Origin of the sequence: Pinibacter soli, from assembly GCF_029961145.1 — a bacterium.
In the GTDB taxonomy this organism is placed as follows: Bacteria; Bacteroidota; Bacteroidia; order Chitinophagales; family Chitinophagaceae; genus Pinibacter; species Pinibacter soli.
Genome location: NZ_JASBRG010000005.1, coordinates 319,763 through 335,499, shown reverse-complemented (window position 1 = coordinate 335,499; position 15,737 = coordinate 319,763). Strand labels below are relative to the sequence as shown.

The following is a 15,737-nucleotide window of genomic DNA, read 5'->3' as shown; positions in this document are numbered from 1 at the left end:
GTGGCCGCTGCAGTTGCAGTCAGCGCAGAAGACGTGATATGTAAATTTAATTGTGCCATTTTCAATGAGATCGCTAAGGTAATTTACAAATCTGAAATAACAAGCGTTAGTTTTGCCTTTTTTTCTAATTTTCTTGATAAATCTTGAATTTGGTTTAAAAAAGGAATTAATAATTAATAATTAAGAATTAATAGGGCATGCCTCAAAATATGGTTCAACAGATTGAAATTTCGGTAGAGTTAAAAAAACATCCGGTAAGGTTATGCTAATTTATTTCGACGATTTTAGTAACTCAAAAGAAGTTAACAAACATAGAAAGACCGTGACATAAATCGCGCTGCTACACTCTATTAATTCTTAATTATTAATTAATAATTCGCGCATAAGCATGCTTGTTATATTACGATAAAACCTAACGCCCGTTAGCCCCTTAACACAAACTTCATCGTAAAAAAATTTGGATTTTCGAATTGCGGTTATATCTTTGTGTCATAATCGTAAAGCAATTCACATAGCAAATACAAAACGCTAAGCTTTACATACACACTGTCCTCTTTCGATTTTTCCTTTGCCACCCACGGTTGTTTGCTTTTCTTGAATATATTGCTTGCACATTACAATTCAGCTTGTTATACTTTTTTTGTTTGCTTGCCTATGGAATCAACGTAGTTTTTTTATTCACTATAAATATTACAATTATGAAAGCAAACAAAATCACATTCGGAACACTGTTGTTAGGCGCGTTTTTAACTGTTAGCGTTGTAACTCCAGCACAATTGTTTGCTGCCAATGAAAAACCGGTTGTAAAATCTGAAAAAGATAAAAAACAATCGGCGGATGTAAAAGTTACTTACCTGGGTACTAAAGACGATTATCTGTATTTTGATATCGAAGTATCTCAGCCCGATTTGCAAAAAGCCACTATTTATATCAAAGACGGTTACGGTGTTGATCTTTACACTGATGCAGTAAATGCAGGCACTTACAACAAAAAAGTGAAGATCTACAAAGATGAAGTAAGCAAGTTGCAGTTTGTATTGGCTTCAAAAAATGAAACTGTAAAAAAATACTTTGACATCGACGTAGCTTACGCGATCAATGTAACAGAAACTGCGAAATTGTAATTCTTACAGTTAGCAGATACAAAAAGGCCGCACATTGTGCGGCTTTTTTATGCTGAAGTTGTTAGTTGATGGTTGTTAGTTGTTAGGCTTCAGTTTTGAATAGTCGTCATTAAAGTATAACATCTATTAACTAACAACCAACAACTTTCTTCCTACCTCACAAGCTTTATCAACAGCACTGCAATTCCATAAATTAATGTGCTGATGAAAATGCCTTTAGCGGTTTTGTCTTTTTGTGTATTTACATAAACCGTAAAGAAAATAGCATTCGCGATGAGGCTGATGCTGCTTACTCCGGTTAAAAGGGATTTATTTGTTTTTAGGTAATAGAAATATTCCGAAAGGTTAATTTGCTTTGAAAGCATAATGGCGTAATAGATGTACATCGCTGCAAGAGGAGCGATTGCCCCAAGGATAAGGCCCAGTTTTATATTGTCTTTTCTAAACATTATTGGTTTTGTTTCCACGATTTTTCAAGTTTGCTCTTTAGAACGTAATTGGTCAGATCAAATTGTACAGGAACCACACTTACGTAATTATTTTCGAGTGCCCACACATCCGTATCGCGACCCTTATCGAAGTTTTGGAACTCGCCGGTGAGCCAGTAATACTTCCTGGAATGTGGGTCCATTCTTTCGAGAAAGCTTTCTTCGTATTTCGCGTACGCCTGGCGGCAAATTTTCATGCCCTTGATCAGCGACTCCGGAACGGCGGGGATGTTTACGTTCAAAAGAGAATGCTTGTCCAGTTTCTTTTTTAGCATCAACTCTGTAATGATCCGGACATATTTTCTGGCACCCGTAAAATCTGCTTCGATGCTGTAATCCAGCAAGGAAAAACCTGCAGATGGAATGCTTTCGATAGCTGCTTCCATGGCAGCACTCATAGTGCCGGAGTAGATCACATTGATAGAGTGATTGGCTCCGTGGTTGATGCCACTCAAACAAAGGTCTGGCTTGCGATGCAGGATTTTGTCTACCGCCAGTTTTACACAATCGACCGGTGTGCCCGTGCACTGATAAGCCTCTATTCCTTCAAACAAATTAACTGCGCTTAAACGAAGTGGGTGACCAATTGTAATGGCGTGCCCCATTCCACTCTGTGCTTTGTCTGGCGCCACTACTACGATATGTCCAAGATCTTTAACTGCTTCTATAAGGTTTCTGATACCCGGCGCCGTAACTCCATCATCATTGGTGATAAGTATGATAGGTTTCTCTTTTTTCTTAGCTGCCTTAACTGCTTTAACTGCTTTAACTGCTTTAGCCATACTGAAATGATTCATTGTTTAGGTGAAAGAAATTCAGGGATGAGTGTGAAGACAAGCGATTTTTCTGATGCCCGGAATTTCTTTCGGCAATTGTGTATTGTAAAAATCACAAATATTATAACGTTGGCAAAATTTAGATTAGTGTGCGGGGTGGCAATTTGATAATTTGAAAATTTGAAAATATGGGAATTTGAAAATTCGTTAGGTTGATCATTGGTTTGGGAAATAAGTTGGCTATTATGGAATGTACGATGTACGAAGTACGATGTACGAAATACTTTAGCAAGGCGCACTCAAATGAATTTCGTACATCGTACATCGTACTTCGTACACAAAGCAGGGCTTTGGGCGGGTGCTTGGCTCCGAAAGGTTGATTCCCGAGCAACAAAAAATCCTATTATAAAATTTCATTTTGTTAAAAAGTTTAGTATTTTAGCTGCTAAAATTATTAGTCATGTCGTTTGCGGGAAAAAATTTAAAGTACCTACGTAAGCTACGGGGCTGGACACAGGAGGAGTTCGCTTTAAAACTTAAGATCAAAAGGTCTTTGCTCGGTGCATATGAAGAAGAGCGTGCAGAGCCACGTATAGAAGTGCTTGAACTCGTTAGTAATATTTTCAAGACATCGCTTGATGAATTGTTGCTGAAAGATCTTGGCGATACAAAAGGAAGTTATATTGCGAAGCGCCGTGCACAAAAGCTTTCAATGCCTACTCAGGATATTGCGTTTGTGCCTGTGAAAGCAGTTGCCGGTTATCTTGCAGGTTATGGTGATCCTGAATTTATCGACGAGTTAAATACATTCACTTTGCCGATGCTTGCTCCCGGTAAGTACAGAGCATTTGAAATTGTAGGTGATTCTATGTTGCCAACACCAAGCGGTTCGGTGATTGTGGGCGAAAAGATCGAAGATCTCGACGACGTTAAAAACAGCAATACTTACATTGTTATTTCACGACAGGAAGGAGTGGTGTATAAAAGGATCATGCGAAGCAATCGCAACAAAGCTAAAATGACATTGATCAGCGATAACCCAACTTACCAACCATACAATGTAAATGCGGAAGATATTCTGGAAGTGTGGCAGGCGCAAATGATCATCTCCAAAGCCAATACACAACAGCGTTGGGATGTGAATCAACTGGCATCTTTGGTGAACAACTTGCAGGAGCAGGTGAGCACGTTGAAGAAGAAGATAAACTAGGGTACAATAATTGAATACCTGAATAACTGAAAGTTTCATTTCAATTATTCACTATGAAATTCAACCCCTCAGTTAGTTACTCAGTTATTCAGTCATTATTTAAACCTTAACTATGGTCGCATATATATCAGTAAGTCTGCATAAAAGAAGCCTTCTTAAAAATCAGTTGTCTGCAATTAGTGAAACGCTGACGATGTTTGGCATAGAGCCGTTGATATTTGTCGACAAATACAAATTCGATTTATCCCAGGAAAAAGATATGATGGCACAGGCAATGACAGATATTGATAACGCTGATATTCTTATTGCAGAAGCCTCCACAAAAGCAATAGGAGTGGGTGTTGAAGTGGGGTATGCCAAAGCAAAAAATAAACCAGTGATCTATATCAGGCATCACGATGCAGATCATTCGACAACCATTTCAGGAATGAGTGATTTTAACATTGTTTATGTGAATGCAGAGGATTTGCAGAAGAAGTTAATGGAGGTAGTGAGTGAGAATTTTGTAATTGCGTAGGAATAGACTGAATAAACTGAATGGACTGAATAACTGAATGGTTCATATATAAGATTCACGACGACTTTCAACCACTCAGTTATTCAGTTATTCTTACAGCTCAAACGTTAACTGCGCCTCCCTGTTCTTCTCCGGTATCGCCCTAATAAAATTATCATAGCCCTCTTCATCGTCATGACTGCTATATACGCCATAGGCATCGAGGCTGTAACCTATCAATCCGTCTTTAGCTTCGATAATGTATAGAATAGAAGAATCAGCAGGATCTGTTGAACCTTCAAAACGATAAGTCTTAATAATTTGCAATTCATCCGGTTGATAATTCTTTCCCTTACCGGCATGAAAACCTTCCGGCGTCCAGCGGAACTCATTGTCCCACTTTTTCAATCTCAATTTCTCCATTATATAGCTGAGTGTGATCATTTCGTTTGGTGCTTCCATGTGTGAGGTTTTGGATATGGGTGCAAATGTTGTACCGCGCACGAACAATTAGGAATTAGGAATTAAGAATTCGTTAGGTCAATTATGGCAACAGGTTTTGAACAAGTTTTATGGAGAAAACCATTGAGATACCTGATGGATGACCGCGACGTATTTTGATGCTACACATAAAGCATTCTTAATTCCTAATTCTTAATTGATTGCCGCGGAACGATTTTTTTACAAGCGTCTTATTGTCACTAAATTCCCCACCATGGACCAAATAAAGCTCCCTTTGTATGTTAAACTAAGCCTTGTTTCCTTATTGCTCGCATTGTGGTTGTATGGGTTGTATATTGGTCAGTATCTTTTGCTGCCGTTGGGTTTTGCAGTGCTGATCGCGATTTTGTTGCGGCCCATCGAAGCGCGTTTGATGAAATGGAAAATTCCCAGGGTTCCTGCAATACTCCTGAGCATATTGATCGCCATTATTGTCGTTGGCGGCGTTATGTTCTTTATATCATCACAAGTGCAAAATTTCATACAGGATCTGCCAACGATAAAGAAAAATATCAACACACTTGTAACGAATGTGCAACAATGGATTCGGCAACAGTTACATGTATCACAACACGAGCAACAACAGGTAGTGGCACAGGCAAAAGAGAAAGCTACTGGTGAGATAGGAACCGTTGCCGGCGGGGCTTTGAGCATCATTGGTTCATCTTTGAGTAACATCACGCTCATACCAATTTATACTTTCCTCTTCATGTATTACAGGGAATTGTTGCGAACATTTGTGGTACGATTGTTTCACAAAAAGCATAACGATAAAGTGGTTGAAGTGATCAGTGAAGTGCGTTTTATTATTCAACATTACATTTTGGGATTATTGCTGGAGAACTCGTGTGTAGCGGTTTTGAACGCGATCGGTTTGTTTATTATCGGCGCTCCGTATGCATTATTGCTTTCCATTATCGGCGCGATTTTAAATTTGATTCCTTACATCGGAGGATTAATTGCAGTGTTCCTCATTTCTTTCATAACGTATACGAACACGGGTGAAGTTTCTAAGCTTATTTGGTCGGTTGTGATTTTTTTAGCTGTTCAATTTATCGATAACAATTTCATTTATCCCCGAATTATAGGATCGAAAGTAAAACTCAATGCACTCGTTTGCATAGTAGGTGTGATCGTTGCCGGATCGCTCGCGGGCATAGGCGGAATGTTTTTAAGTATACCGTTTATAGCTATTTGTAAAACAATTTTTGATCGCGTGGATGAACTAAAACCGTGGGGAATGTTGCTGGGAGACGATTTCGCGGCCTTGCATGAACCAAGAAAAAGAAGAAAAGTTGAAGTGCAGGAAAAAAACTAGAAAATTAGAGTTGGCAAATTCATTTTCTTTTTTATAAGTTTGTTAACAGAACGAAACAATAACTGCTTGCTTAATTATTCCAACGATACACTTATCGCCCTTTGGAACGACTTCCGTAATGGTAGTTCCACTGCCTTCAGTTCTATTATCAAATGGTACTATAAAGATCTATTCAGGTATGGGTGTAAGTTCACACAGGATGAGCATTTGGTAAAGGATTGTATCCAAAATGTGTTTCTTTCTCTCTGGAAAAATCACACTACAATTGGTGAGACAGAACAAGTAAAATTTTATCTCCTTACATGCCTTCGTCGCGACATTGCCAGAGAATTGAAGAAGGGCAAAACAGAAATTTCTTACGATAATTTTTCTTCTGAAAGTTTTTTTGATCTTGGGCTTAACGCGGAAAACCGACTAGTCGACCGAGAAAAATCTGTTGAATTGACCAGGAAAATTAAAGAAACTTTAAAGTCTCTCTCCAAAAGACAACAGGAAATTATTTATCTCCGTTTTTACATGAATGCAGATGCAGACAGGATCGCAGAAATCATGGAAATCAATCACCAATCTGTCTACAACCTTCTTCACGATGCGTTGAAAAAACTCAAAGCAGTTTCCGAGAAATTTATTATTTGCCTACTGTTATTGTTGACAATCAGTGGATTGTAATTTGCTTTAACTTTTTCTTAAAATTCTTTCCAAAAAATCAGTAGAAAATTTCAGTTATCTGCTTTATGTAAGTGTGAAGTGAATGTAAACACACAATGGCTGAAATGCGAAACAACCCTTACAAGACAATAGGAGATTTTATAGCTGATACATCTTTCAGAGATTGGATATTGCATACAGATCCGGCGGCTGAAGTTTTCTGGCACAACTGGGCACATATGAATCCTACAAAACAGGACCTTATGGAAAACGCCAAAGAACTGTTGTACATTCTCAAAACCAGCGGAAAAAGTATTTCTGATGAAGAGATCGAAATTGAAATTGAAAAGATACTTTCTGCCATTAAGGAGGACCCCTCTTTAGCCGACAACCAAACTACGATCACTCCTAACGGGACCGTTATTTTTTTCAGACGCAATTGGTGGAAAGTGGCTGCTGCAGCGGTTATTGCAGTAGCAGGAGTATGGGGCTTCAGTGCATCGCATAAGGTTCCGCCTGCAAAGGAAAGTTGCTATGAAACTTTTACCGTCGCAGTTAAGAAAACGTCTGATGAATTTGTGAACACTACAGATATCACTCAAAAAATTAAATTATCAGACGGATCAACAGTGATGCTTTCGCCAAAAAGCAAATTTGTTTATTCAGGCAACGCCACTGAAAAAAGAGAAATCTACCTGGAAGGTGAAGCCCTTTTTGATGTAGCTAAAAACCCCTCAAAGCCATTTATTGTTTACACAAACGACCTTGTAACGAAAGTATTGGGAACGAGTTTTTGGGTGAAGGCATATGCCGACAAGAAATTCACACTGGTAGCAGTAAAGACGGGAAAGGTTTCTGTGTTTAAGAAAAATGTAACAGCCGAAAAGCACAACGCAACACCATATGAGCTTGGCGGGCTAGTGGTTACGCCGAACCAAATGGTAATACTGGACGAAGAAAAAATTCTGCGAAAAAAGATCACAGATAAACCGGATGTTTTACCGGCTCCTAAAATTTTCAATTTCAACTTCGATTCAGCCCCAATAAAAAAAGTATTTGCCATCATGCAGGAAGCTTATGGAATCAACATTGTGTTTGATGAAGAAGCAGTTGAAAATTGTACCATTAACGCACCAATGGGGAATGAAACATTTTATCAAAAACTGGATATGATTTGCACAGCCATTAATGGAACCTACGAAATTATTGATGGTAGCGTAGTTTTCAGTACGAAAGGTTGTCCTAAAAAGCAATAAAAGAAAGCATTTGTAAGCTAAGGATCAGGTTAGAAGCATTGCTAAATCCAGATCAAATAAATCGTTACACATTTTTAGTTTGAAACACTTATAAGTAAAGTCACAGAAAGGATCAATTCTCACAAGCCAGGATTATACGCAAGAAATTTTTTGTAAGAAGTCATATGAAAAACAAAAGCCGGTAATGTTACGAGCACTACCAGCTTTGTCGAAATAATTCCCTTAAAGCTTTTTTAGAAGTAGACTTTAACGGGATGTTTACCTATTAAATAACAGTTAAACGGTTGCAATTTATGAAAAAATTGACTCATCCAATTGCTTTAGCCATTATGAGAATCTCCCTTATTCAGTTTTTTTTGGTGGTCGGCGTATTTTGTAGTTACGCCAAGACTTCAGAAGGGCAGAATGTTCTTGATAAAAAGGTGTCTTTGCACCTGAAAAATGAAAAAATCAAGAATGTGCTTTCAGAACTGGAGAAGATTTCGGATGTAAAATTTGTTTACAGTCCCGAAATTATCGGTTCATCCAAGAAAGTAAATGTAGACGCCAGCGGCAAAAAGCTGGACCTGGTGCTACAGGAACTTCTTAACCCTTTGGACGTAAAGTACGAACTCCAAAAAATGCAAAACAGCTACATCGTACTTAGTAAAGTAGTGAATGTAGGCAGCAATGTTAAATACATTGTTGATAATAAGCCTGTTATTGATACTTCCATTCACGTTACCGGTACTGTAAAAGATGCTGGCGGCACGCCTTTACAAGGTGTTACAGTGTCAGTAAAAGGTACTAACATCGCAACGATGACAAATGCCACTGGTGATTTTTCCATGCATGTTCCTGTGAAAAATGCAGTTCTGCGTTTTAGTTATGCGGGCATGGAGACATACGAGGTGGCTGCTGGTAGCGGATTAAGTGTAGCATTAAAACAAAGTACCAAAACCATTGATGAAGTAGTGGTAGTAGGTTACGGCCAACAAAGAAAAGGGCTCGTGACCGGCGCTATTTCACAGGTTAAAAGTGAGCAGATCGCCACAGTTTCATCTACACGTATTGAGCAAGCGTTACAAGGTAGAACTCCGGGCGTAAACGTCCTGCCTGCATCCGGTTCTCCGGGTAATAATATGAAAGTGCGCATCCGTGGTACAGGTTCCAACCTTGCTGCAGATCCTCTGTTCATCGTAGATGGTATGAGAGCCCTAGGTATCGAATATCTTGATCCTACAGAAATTGCTTCTGTGGATGTATTGAAAGATGCGGCTTCTGCGGCGATCTACGGCGCGGAAGGTGCAAACGGTGTAATTCTTGTTACCACTAAAACAGGTAAAAGAACCGGCCCTGCCGAAGTAAATTTCGCAATGCAGTATGGCCAGCAATCACTGGGTAATAAAATGCCAATGATGAACTCTGCCCAGTACGTTGACTATATGACCACTTCAAAAACCACTATGCCTGTGCCTTTGCCAACAAATACCAGCAAAACAACTGACTGGCTGGATCAGGTTTTCCAAACAGCTCCATTGCAACGGTATGGACTGAACCTTAGCGGTGGCACAGAAAAAACCACTTACTGGATCGGTGGTACATACTTCAATCAACAAGGTATCGTAGGCGGTGATAAAGCGAGCTTCGACCGCTATACTTTCAGAATAAACACTGACAGCAGAATTAAAAAATGGTTGAATATCGGTGAACGTTTATCTTACTCAAACTTCACAAAGAAAGGCGTAACCGAAGACTCAGAGTTTGGATCAGTAATTGACAATGCGATCATGCTTGATCCTACAACTCCGGTAGTGTACAATAGTGAAGCTGATTACACACAATACTTCAAAGATTCTTACGCAGGCACAACACCTTCAGGAACGCCTATTTCCAGCTTGCTGAGAAAAGATCCTAACGGCAAGTACTATGGTATTTCTCCGTACATACGTGGTGAAATAGGTAACCCGATGGCGCAAATGGATATCACGCACACGCAAACTAACCAAAACAAAATAGTGGGTAGCGCGTACGTAGATATTGAACCAATTGCTGGTTTGAAAGTGACTTCACGCTTTGGCATCGACGGCGCTTTTCAAAAGATCCACAGCTGGTATCCAACCTTCTGGTACTCCTCAGAAAGATTGAACGAAACGCCTACAACGTATGATCATACGGACCAGTGGTTCAACTGGCAGTGGGAAAACTATGCTTCTTATACGAAAAAAATAGGTGATCATAATTTCTCGTTGCTTGCAGGTACTTCAGCATTAAAAAACAACTATTATTTCCTTAACGGTACAGCGTCTGGCATGTTCAGAGAAAATGACCAATTCAGCTGGGCCGATTACGAACCTGATACACAGGATAAAGTCAACAGCAACAGTGAGATTAGCACTTTGTCCTCTTACTACGGCAGAATTTCTTACGACTTTAAAGGCAAATACCTGGTTAATGCAAGTTATCGCCGTGACGGTTCTTCACGACTCCCACCAGGCCAGCAATGGAGAAATTATCCTGCTGTTTCTGCCGGTTGGGTATTGTCAAACGAAGAATTCTTTAAAGGAAAACTTTCTAATATTTTCGATTATGTAAAATTCCGCGGAAGCTGGGGCGTCAATGGTAGCCTTTCAAACGTTAAACCTGGTCAATGGCTTGGTGCAATTTCAACTACCGATGTTACCGGTGCAGCTATTCAGTATCCTGATGCTTCAGGAAACTTCCTGATCGGTGCGGCTCCCACTACTATTTCCAACAAACAGCTGACATGGGAAGAAAGCGAGCAAACTGATATTGGGTTGGATCTCGCACTTGTTGAAAGTCGTTTGAACTTTAGCGTAGATTATTATAACAAGAAAACAAAAAACCTGATCATGTCAGGTTCTGGCGCAGTGCCGGTTTTTCTGGGTGCGCAGATTCAATTCGTTAATAGCGGTAAGATACAGAACAAAGGATGGGAATTTGACGCCTCATATAGAAGCAGAAATGACCAGGCTTTGAAATGGGAGGTAAGCGGCAACATTTCTACACTGCATAATGAGGTGATAGAAGTGAACCCTAACTTTACACAGATACTTGGTACAAGTGTGGGTACAGGCTGGACCGCAACAATGTTCCAGAAAGGCCTGCCTGTATGGTACTTCAGCGGTTACAAAACTGACGGCATCTTCCAGAACCAGGGACAAATTGATGCGTATATGAACAAAACAGGCATCAAAGGATACACTCCAAAACCTGGCGATCCAATTGTTGTAGACGTTAATAACGACAAACAGATCAACACGGGTGATCAAACTTATATCGGCAGCCCACACCCTAAATTTATGTATGGTGGCCGCATTACGCTTAGCTACAAAGGCTTTGACTTCATTGGCTTTATACAGGGGCAAAGCGGTAACGATATCCTGATGGGCTTTAACCGTTCTGACCGTCCTACCGCAAACAAACCTGCATTTTTCTATACTGACCGTTGGACAGGTGATGGCAGCACCAACACATGGTTCGCTCCAAACACAAGCAGCGCTTACGTTTACAACAGTGACAAGATGATCTTCAACGGTTCGTATGCGCGTATTCGCCAGTTGCAACTAGGTTATACATTGCCTGCAGATTTGTTGAGCAAAATGCATTTCAAAACGTTAAGAATATATGTATCACTGGATGATTTCTTCACATTTACGAAATATCCGGGTTTAGATCCTGAAGCTGGTAGTAACAATAATAATAGTCTTGGTATCGACAGAGGTGTGTATCCAATACCAAGAAAAATTCTTGGCGGATTATCATTCACGTTCTAATTATTAACCTACCAAAATTCAAACAGATGAAAAAAACATTTTTAAAATATACTTTAATAGCCGGCACCACCGCACTAATAGCTGCTGGTTGTTCCAAAAGCTTCTTAGACCAGCCGATAAACGGTAAAGCTTCCGAAGCCGATTTTTATCAGACAGATGACGATGCCACAAAAGGTACTACTGCCATTTACAATAGCTTGCAGTATGAATACTACACAGCATGGACCAGTATGTATTTTCTGAAAACATTACCTTCCGACGAAAGTAATGCTGCTGGTAGCAGCGAAGCTGATCAGCCACAATACCAGCAGATAGATAAATTTACACTGGATGCAAACAATGCCGGTGTACTTGCAGGATGGAGAACCTGCTACTATACAATTTTCCGCGCCAACAAGATCGTCAATTATGTAAAACCGGATAATGCATTGCGCAAACAATGCATCGCGGAAGCAAAAACCATCAGGGCATATTGCTACCTGGATCTGGTGACACTTTGGGGAGATGTCCCTTTAGTATTGAAGGATCTTGGGCTTGACGACATACAAAAATATACAAGGACTCCTAAAGCCGATGTATATGCGCAGATTCAAAAAGATTTAACTGAAGCAGTGCCTGACTTACCGGCAAAAAGCGCTCTGTCTGCGGCAAACAAATTCCGTGTGTCAAAAGGGACAGCGCAATCCATTTTAGGTAAAGCGCTTTTGTACCAGGGAAAATATGCAGACGCTGCCACTCAGTTCGATGCTGTAATGAATTCCGGCGAATACACTTTGGATCCTTCCATTGCTCACGTATTTTCTAAAGCGGGAGAATTTGGCCAGGAATCAATTTTCGAAGTTTCTTTCAGCAGTTTGAAAAACTACGATTGGGGTAACTTCCCCTGGGGCAACGTTCCCGAGGCAAACATCCACGTTCAGCTAATGGGCCCTCGTAGTGACTACTATACAAAATCACCAACAGACTCTTTGCTCGGCGGTTGGGGTTTCAACTCTCCCAAAAAAGGATTGTACGATGCTATAGTTGCTTATGGCAATACAGCAGTAAAACAAGCAACAGTGATGTCCGAAGCAGAATTAACTGCTGCCGGGGGCAAATGGACAAGCCCGACAGCTTACGGTTACGAAGGATACTTTCAAAGAAAGTACGGCACTTACTCTACGCAAACTGTATCATCCGGTATTGCTGAATTGAACTACGGCACTAACTGGCGCTACATCCGTTACGAAGACGTCGTGCTGATGGATGCTGAAGCATACAACAAAGCAGGTAACGATGGCTCTGCTTTGAAAGCAATCAACCAGGTACGCAAAATAAGAGGCATGGCTGATCTTACGTCTACTGGAACTACGTTGTTCAATGATATCGTGAAAACAAGGCAGGTAGAGCTTGCATTTGAAGGATTCCGCTACATTGACCTTGTAAGATGGGGCATGGCCGACCAGGTGCTTGGTTCATTGGGTTTTGTAAAAGGGAAACACGAATTGATGCCGATTCCTTCGTCTGATGTAAAGACCGCTAACCTTAAACAAAATCCCAACTATCCTCAATAGTAAAACATAACTCATAACAAACAGGATAAAAAAGGAAGGGCTTGCAGTAATGCAGGCCTTTTTCAATTAATAATTAATAATTAATAGGGGAGAGTCGCCAAATGCTTTGAATTAAGAATTAGGAATTAAGAATGCATTCTGTGTAGAATTTGGGATAGCCGATAAATACACTTCTGTTTTAAAAAGATCAGTGGAAATCAGTTAAATCGGTGTCATCTGCGTGCTCCCTAATTTTCACATTTCCACATTTCCACATTTTCAAATTAACTTGGTTTGATTTTTATAAATTTACAATATGAGCAAGTCAGAAACAGTTCAGGAGTTTTATAAAAGGATAGGGGATGAGAAAGCCACTGAACGGTCGATTGTAAACAAAGATGCCGGACGCTTTAACGTGTACCGCAGAAATGATTATTTGTGCAAATCATATACGCCGTATAACAGGAGGGATTTTTATAAGATTTCACTCATCATTGGTAAAGGCACATTATATTATGCCAATAAAGGAATTGAAATAAACAGCGATGCGTTAGTGTTTTCAAACCCAAATGTTCCCTATGCATGGGAAACTTTGTCGCCAGATCAGTTAGGTTATTTTTGTCTTTTTACAGATAGTTTTATTGACACGTCACAACGCATACACGATTCGCCATTTTTCAGAATAGGAGGCGACCCAGTGTATTTTTTAAGCAGCAAGCAGGTAGAAGAGGTAAGTGCCATATTTGAAAAGATGCTTTGCGAAATAGAATCCGAATATATTTACAAATACGATCTGCTGCGCAACTACATCAACCTGCTTATTCACGAAGCGCTGAAGCTGCAACCCGCAGACTCTTATTTCAGGCACAGCAATGCTTCTGAACGCATTGTGGCGCTATTCATGGAATTACTTGAGCGTCAATTTCCCATCGATTCGCCCGATCATATTTTGCAACTTAAAACAGCAGCTGATTACGCAACCAGATTGTCCGTGCATGTCAATCATTTGAACCGCACTGTAAAAAAACTAACCGGCAAAACCACCACCGAACACATCGCCGACCGCATCGTTCGCGAAGCAAAGGCCCTTCTAAAACACACCGACTGGAACATTTCCGAAATAGCCTACTCCCTCGGTTTCGAATACCCCGCGTATTTTAATAACTTCTTCAAAAAACAAACGAGCGAAGTGCCGAAGGCATTTCGCTAATTTGAAAATGTGACGATTTGAAAATTTGAAAATTCTTTATGCGCGAGAGGGTTATTTTTTTCGTGGCTTCCTTTTGTCGTAAATTTTTATTAATTATTAATGAATTAAAAACTTTTGCCAATTAGAGTGTTTCCTTTTCCTACAAACTGATGAAATGGAAGCATTTTCAAATTCTCATATTTTCAAATTGCCCTCCGGGCATGGTTTGAATTTTATAATTTTCTGTTTGAAATCTATTAACACCCACCCGCTCCTGTAGAATACATTTGTCCTCGTAAAATTTTTATTTATGCAATACAGGAATCTTGGAAAAACATCAGAGAAATTATCGGCAATAGGGTTAGGTTGTATGGGAATGAGCTTTGCCTATGGTCCCATAGACGACGAAGAATCAATTGCTACGTTACACAAAGCGCTTGAGCTGGGAATTAATTTTTGGGATACGGCAGACATGTATGCCTTTGGAAAAAATGAAGAACTGATATCAAAAGTATTGGTTCCAAATCGTGATAAAGTTTTCATTGCCACAAAATTTGGTTTCAGATTAAAAGAGGATGCGGCAAAACCGAGTACTTATTTCGACGGATCACCAGCTTATCTCAAAACGGCTGTTGAAGCCAGTTTAAAGCGTTTAAAGATCGATACCATTGATTTGTATTACGCACACCGCATCGATCCCAATGTGCCGGTAGAAGATATGGTAGGCGCTATGGCCGATTTAGTGAAAGAAGGTAAAGTAAAATACCTTGGGCTCTCCGAATCCTCTGCATCATCATTGCGCAAGGCCCATGCAGTGCACCCGATCACTGCACTACAAAGCGAATACTCTGTGCTGACCCGCGATGTTGAAAAAGAAATATTGCCAACCTGCCGTGAACTGGGCATCTCGTTTATTCCTTACAGTCCGCTGGCAAGAGGGTTGGTTACTGCAACAGTAAATGATTTCTCCAAACTGGATGAAACAGATTTTCGCAGAACGCTTCCACGCTTTAACGAAGAGCATGCTGACAACAATGTGCAATTAGTAAATGAGTTTGCAGACTTTGCAAGAAATAAAAACTGTACACCTGCCCAACTGGCATTGGCCTGGGTGTTAGCACAAGGCGAAGACATTATACCAATTCCAGGAACAAAAAAGAGAAAATATTTACAAGAAAATGCCGGTGCGGTAGACGTCAGGTTATCAGCAGATGACCTGCAAGCGATCGATGCATTGCTAAACAAATATCCGGATGTAGGGCAGAGGTATAGTGATGGTGCGATGAAGTTGGTGAACCGGTAGGAGGAAAATTAATAAATTAATAATTAAGAATTAATAGGTGTTACTCGCTAGACGAAACGCCGCATTCTATGAGTTAAAAAAGTAAGGCAGTATTCAGTACTGAATGCTGCCTTATTAATT

At 40.1% G+C, this 15,737-nt stretch carries 13 protein-coding genes; 10 read left to right on the top strand and 3 right to left on the bottom strand.

Translation table 11 applies throughout. From position 1 onward, the window contains the following. The first annotated feature begins 698 nt into the window (after positions 1 to 698). Positions 699 to 1,124 carry a hypothetical protein gene (locus QJ048_RS08790; protein WP_282333967.1) on the top strand — a complete coding sequence of 142 codons (426 nt, stop codon included), beginning with the start codon at positions 699 to 701 and terminating at the stop codon, positions 1,122 to 1,124. Between the two features lie 152 nt (positions 1,125 to 1,276). Here QJ048_RS08790 and QJ048_RS08785 read toward each other — a convergent pair whose 3' ends face one another. Both QJ048_RS08785 and surE read right to left on the bottom strand, forming a co-directional pair. Continuing rightward, positions 1,277 to 1,591: a hypothetical protein gene (locus QJ048_RS08785; protein WP_282333966.1), complete on the bottom strand. Its 315-nt coding sequence runs from the start codon at positions 1,589 to 1,591 to the stop codon at positions 1,277 to 1,279. Next, positions 1,573 to 2,394, bottom strand: a complete 822-nt coding sequence (surE, locus tag QJ048_RS08780; protein WP_282333965.1) for a 5'/3'-nucleotidase SurE — start codon at positions 2,392 to 2,394, stop codon at positions 1,573 to 1,575. The genes QJ048_RS08785 and surE overlap by 19 nt, the downstream gene beginning before the upstream one ends. A 454-nt stretch (positions 2,395 to 2,848) precedes the next feature. On the opposite strand from surE, the gene QJ048_RS08775 reads away from it, so the two are divergent. Further along, positions 2,849 to 3,598, top strand: coding sequence for an XRE family transcriptional regulator (locus tag QJ048_RS08775; protein ID WP_217791941.1), 750 nt, complete (start codon positions 2,849 to 2,851; stop codon positions 3,596 to 3,598). 112 nt (positions 3,599 to 3,710) lie between these two features. Beyond that, complete coding sequence (locus QJ048_RS08770) at positions 3,711 to 4,115, top strand: nucleoside 2-deoxyribosyltransferase (protein WP_282333964.1); 405 nt, start codon at positions 3,711 to 3,713, stop codon at positions 4,113 to 4,115. A gap of 93 nt (positions 4,116 to 4,208) precedes the next feature. On the opposite strand, the gene QJ048_RS08765 is transcribed toward QJ048_RS08770, so the two are convergent. Beyond that, positions 4,209 to 4,556, bottom strand: a complete 348-nt coding sequence (locus QJ048_RS08765; RefSeq protein ID WP_282333963.1) for a hypothetical protein — start codon at positions 4,554 to 4,556, stop codon at positions 4,209 to 4,211. A gap of 253 nt (positions 4,557 to 4,809) precedes the next feature. On the opposite strand from QJ048_RS08765, the gene QJ048_RS08760 reads away from it, so the two are divergent. The 7 genes from QJ048_RS08760 to QJ048_RS08730 all read left to right on the top strand — a co-directional run bounded on the left by QJ048_RS08760 (position 4,810) and on the right by QJ048_RS08730 (position 15,617). Next, on the top strand, positions 4,810 to 5,913 hold the full coding sequence (locus QJ048_RS08760) for an AI-2E family transporter (RefSeq protein WP_282333962.1): 1,104 nt from the start codon (positions 4,810 to 4,812) through the stop codon (positions 5,911 to 5,913). 66 nt (positions 5,914 to 5,979) lie between these two features. Then, entirely contained in the window at positions 5,980 to 6,582 is a 603-nt protein-coding gene (locus QJ048_RS08755; protein WP_282333961.1) for an RNA polymerase sigma factor, read from the top strand. A gap of 104 nt (positions 6,583 to 6,686) precedes the next feature. Then, positions 6,687 to 7,817, top strand: coding sequence for a FecR family protein (locus QJ048_RS08750; RefSeq protein WP_282333960.1), 1,131 nt, complete (start codon positions 6,687 to 6,689; stop codon positions 7,815 to 7,817). Positions 7,818 to 8,110: 293 nt separating this feature from the next. After that, positions 8,111 to 11,593 carry a SusC/RagA family TonB-linked outer membrane protein gene (locus tag QJ048_RS08745; RefSeq protein WP_282333959.1) on the top strand — a complete coding sequence of 1,161 codons (3,483 nt, stop codon included), beginning with the start codon at positions 8,111 to 8,113 and terminating at the stop codon, positions 11,591 to 11,593. 26 nt (positions 11,594 to 11,619) lie between these two features. Continuing rightward, the gene (locus QJ048_RS08740) at positions 11,620 to 13,146 is read left to right on the top strand and encodes a RagB/SusD family nutrient uptake outer membrane protein (RefSeq protein ID WP_282333958.1); all 1,527 of its coding nucleotides are present in this window, start codon (positions 11,620 to 11,622) and stop codon (positions 13,144 to 13,146) included. A 295-nt stretch (positions 13,147 to 13,441) separates the two neighbouring features. Then, positions 13,442 to 14,335, top strand: a complete 894-nt coding sequence (locus QJ048_RS08735) for an AraC family transcriptional regulator (protein WP_282333957.1) — start codon at positions 13,442 to 13,444, stop codon at positions 14,333 to 14,335. Positions 14,336 to 14,624: 289 nt separating this feature from the next. Further along, positions 14,625 to 15,617 (top strand): aldo/keto reductase, encoded by a 993-nt coding sequence (locus QJ048_RS08730; protein WP_282333956.1) that lies wholly within the window; start codon positions 14,625 to 14,627, stop codon positions 15,615 to 15,617. The last annotated feature ends 120 nt before the right edge of the window (positions 15,618 to 15,737 follow it).

What these genes read in the sequence shown, in the direction of transcription:
- QJ048_RS08790 (WP_282333967.1), top strand. Translation starts at nt 699, where the DNA reads ATGAAAGCAAACAAAATCACATTCGGAACACTGTTGTTAGGCGCGTTT.
- surE (WP_282333965.1), bottom strand. Translation starts at nt 2,394, where the DNA reads ATGGCTAAAGCAGTTAAAGCAGTTAAAGCAGTTAAGGCAGCTAAGAAA.
- QJ048_RS08775 (WP_217791941.1), top strand. Translation starts at nt 2,849, where the DNA reads ATGTCGTTTGCGGGAAAAAATTTAAAGTACCTACGTAAGCTACGGGGC.
- QJ048_RS08770 (WP_282333964.1), top strand. Translation starts at nt 3,711, where the DNA reads ATGGTCGCATATATATCAGTAAGTCTGCATAAAAGAAGCCTTCTTAAA.
- QJ048_RS08765 (WP_282333963.1), bottom strand. Translation starts at nt 4,556, where the DNA reads ATGGAAGCACCAAACGAAATGATCACACTCAGCTATATAATGGAGAAA.
- QJ048_RS08760 (WP_282333962.1), top strand. Translation starts at nt 4,810, where the DNA reads ATGGACCAAATAAAGCTCCCTTTGTATGTTAAACTAAGCCTTGTTTCC.
- QJ048_RS08750 (WP_282333960.1), top strand. Translation starts at nt 6,687, where the DNA reads ATGCGAAACAACCCTTACAAGACAATAGGAGATTTTATAGCTGATACA.
- QJ048_RS08745 (WP_282333959.1), top strand. Translation starts at nt 8,111, where the DNA reads ATGAAAAAATTGACTCATCCAATTGCTTTAGCCATTATGAGAATCTCC.
- QJ048_RS08740 (WP_282333958.1), top strand. Translation starts at nt 11,620, where the DNA reads ATGAAAAAAACATTTTTAAAATATACTTTAATAGCCGGCACCACCGCA.
- QJ048_RS08735 (WP_282333957.1), top strand. Translation starts at nt 13,442, where the DNA reads ATGAGCAAGTCAGAAACAGTTCAGGAGTTTTATAAAAGGATAGGGGAT.
- QJ048_RS08730 (WP_282333956.1), top strand. Translation starts at nt 14,625, where the DNA reads ATGCAATACAGGAATCTTGGAAAAACATCAGAGAAATTATCGGCAATA.